This window comes from Sphingomonas bacterium, from assembly GCF_903643065.1.
GTDB lineage: Bacteria > Pseudomonadota > Alphaproteobacteria > Sphingomonadales > Sphingomonadaceae > Sphingomonas.
Genome location: NZ_CAHJWX010000451.1, coordinates 1 through 2,672, shown reverse-complemented (window position 1 = coordinate 2,672; position 2,672 = coordinate 1). Strand labels below are relative to the sequence as shown.

The following is a 2,672-nucleotide window of genomic DNA, read 5'->3' as shown; positions in this document are numbered from 1 at the left end:
GGATCGGGCAGGACGAGCAGGTCGCCGGCCGCGAGGCCGGACGCGAAGGCGGCGGCCAGCTCGGCGCGGAGCTGGCGCAGCGGGCGGTAGCCGTGCGGCTGGAACAGGATCAGCAGCCGGCCGGGAAAGGCGCGCAACGTGGCGAGCGTGGCGGCGATCTTGTCCGGATTATGCCCGAAATCGTCGAGGACGGTGACGCCGGCGGCGGCGCCGATCCGCTCGAAGCGGCGGCGAAGCCCGGTGAACGTCTCGATCGCGCGGACGGCGTCGGCGATCGGGACGCCCGCGGCGGCGCAGGCGCCTAGCGCGGCCAAGGCGTTGGCGACGTTGTGCGCGCCGGGGACGGCGAGGCGGATCGTCAGCCGGTCACCCTCACCCGCTGGCGCTGACGCGCCTGTCTCCCTCTCCCGCTGGGAGAGGGAGGGAGCGGCAAGGCCGCGGAAGGGTGAGGGTGAATGGAGATCGAACGTGATCGCGTGCGGCTCGGGCCGCAGATCGGTCGCGACCAAGTCCGCCATGCCCCCGACCGCCACTGTCATCGCCCCCGCCGGCGCGAGCGCCGCCGCTTCCGCGTCAGCGACATTGACCACCGCCGTGCCCGCGCGCGCCAGGAAGCCGCCGAACAGGTCGCGCAGCTCCGCCATCTCCTTGTGGTCGCGGCTGACATTGTTGAGGACCGCGATCGTCGGCCGGTAGAGCGCGATCGAGCCGTCGCTCTCGTCGACCTCGCTGACATGGATGGTGCCCGCGCCGATCAGCGCGCCGGCGCCGGCGAAGTCGGCCATCGCCGCGCCGTTCATCACCGTCGGCTCGCGGCCGGCGGCGTGAAGGATGCGGGCGATCATGCCCGTCACCGTCGACTTGCCGCTCGTCCCCGCGACGCCGATCGAGACGGGCGCGGCGTTGAACAGCGCCGCGTTCAGCTCGGCCCGGCTCATCCGCGCGCAGCCCAATTCGGCGGCGCGGACGATGTCGGGCACCGTGGCCTCCACCGCCGCCGAGGCGACCACGATCTGGTCGGGTGAGACGCCGCTGCCGTCCTGCGGGTGCAGCGCGACGCCAAGCGCGCGCAACGCCGCGAACTTGCCCGGCACGCGTCCCGCGTCGAGCGACCGGTCCGAGCCCGCCACGATCGCGCCGCGTCCCGCCAGGATGGTGGCGAGCGGCATCATGCCCGAACCGCCGATGCCGACCAGGAAGAAGGATTTGCCGTCGATCACCGCGCCGCGCTATCGGCCGGCGCCTCGGGGAGCAAGGACGATGCGGATCGGCGTGATGGCGCCCGCCAGCCTGGGCAACAGGGATGCCGAGGCGCCGTTCATGGCGTTCGCGGCGATCGCCTATCCCGCCGTCGACCTGGTCGTGCACCCGCAATGCTGGGCGCGCGAGGGGCATTTCGCGGGCTCGGACGCGGTGCGCGCCGCCGCCTTTCTGGAGCTGGCGAACGACGCGAGCATCGACGCGGTGTGGTTCCTGCGCGGCGGCTATGGGTCGAACCGGCTGCTGCCGACGATCATGCCGGCGTTGGGCGAGGCGGCGCGGCACAAGGCGTATCTGGGCTATTCGGATGCGGGCTTCCTGCTCGGCGCCCTGTACGCGCGGCGGATCGGGCGACCGACGCACGGGCCGATGGCGAGCGACATCCGCCGGGTCGGGGGCGATGCGACGGTGGCGCGCTCGCTCGGCTGGCTCGCGACGCGCGACGCGCAGGGGCTGGAGCCGGGGCTGGACGGCCGGCCGGCGGTGGCGTTCAACCTGTCGATCCTGGGCGCGCTGGTCGGCACGCCCTGGCTGCCCGACTTGGCCGACCACGTCCTGCTGATCGAGGAGGTGTCGGAGCCGATGTATAATGTCGACCGCCTGCTCTGGCACATGGCGCACGCCGCGCAGCTCAAGGGGCTGGCGGGCGTGAGGCTCGGCGCGGTGACCGACGTCCAGCCCAACGACCCGCCCTGGGGCGAGGCGCTGGAGGCGATGATCGCGCGTTGGTGCGGCGAGATGCGCGTGCCGTACCTGGGCCGCGCGCAGATCGGGCACACGCAGACCAACACGGTGGTGCCGTTCGGTCTGTTTTAGCGGCTCGGCCAGCCGACGCGGACGAGGAGGTCGTCGGGGCCGTTGAGCGAGACCTCGTACATGCCCCAGTCCTTGTGCTCGGCCGCCTTGCCCGGCTCGATCACCGCGTCGCGCAGCGCGGTGGCGATCGCGTCCACCCGCCGGGTGTAGAGGTAGACGCCGAACGGGTTGCGCCCCGCCTCCACCCAGCCGGGCACGGCGCGTTGCAGGTGCAGCTCGGCCCCGTCCGCGTCGGCGAGCATCCGATAGTCGCCCCCATCCTGTTCCGGCGGGCGGGCGAAGCCGAGCCGGTTCCACCACGCCTCCGCCGCGTCGATGTCGTTGCATGGCACGATGGCGACGACACGCGGCTGGTCGGTCATGGCGGGGGTGCTCCGGCTTGCCTATCTGGGTCGCCGGTGCGTAAGCGCCTTTCTCCGCCCAGACGAGTGAACAGCCTGCCATGTCCGCCATGTTCCGCATCACCTTGCCCGACGAGTCCGTCCGCGAGGTTGCGCCCGGGACCACCCCGGCGGACATCGCGGCGGCGATCGGGCCGGGGCTGGCGAAGGCGGCGATCGCGGCGCGGGTGGATGGCGAGCTGCGCGATCTGTCCC

General features: G+C 72.9%; 4 protein-coding genes. 2 read left to right on the top strand and 2 right to left on the bottom strand.

Translation table 11 applies throughout. The annotated features are described in order from the left end of the window. Positions 1-1,220, bottom strand: a 1,220-nt coding sequence (locus HUU95_RS13740) for a Mur ligase family protein (RefSeq protein ID WP_174280619.1), incomplete at its 3' end; no start/stop codon positions are given. A 40-nt stretch (positions 1,221-1,260) separates the two neighbouring features. Between HUU95_RS13740 and HUU95_RS13735 the strand changes: the two genes are divergently transcribed. Further along, on the top strand, positions 1,261-2,076 hold the full coding sequence (locus tag HUU95_RS13735) for an LD-carboxypeptidase (protein WP_174280618.1): 816 nt from the start codon (positions 1,261-1,263) through the stop codon (positions 2,074-2,076). Here the strand turns inward: HUU95_RS13735 and HUU95_RS13730 are convergent. Further along, positions 2,073-2,438, bottom strand: a complete 366-nt coding sequence (locus HUU95_RS13730; RefSeq protein ID WP_174280617.1) for a glyoxalase — start codon at positions 2,436-2,438, stop codon at positions 2,073-2,075. The genes HUU95_RS13735 and HUU95_RS13730 overlap by 4 nt on opposite strands. 80 nt (positions 2,439-2,518) lie before the next feature. Between HUU95_RS13730 and HUU95_RS13725 the strand changes: the two genes are divergently transcribed. Beyond that, positions 2,519-2,672, top strand: a 154-nt coding sequence (locus HUU95_RS13725) for a TGS domain-containing protein (RefSeq protein ID WP_174280616.1), incomplete at its 3' end; no start/stop codon positions are given.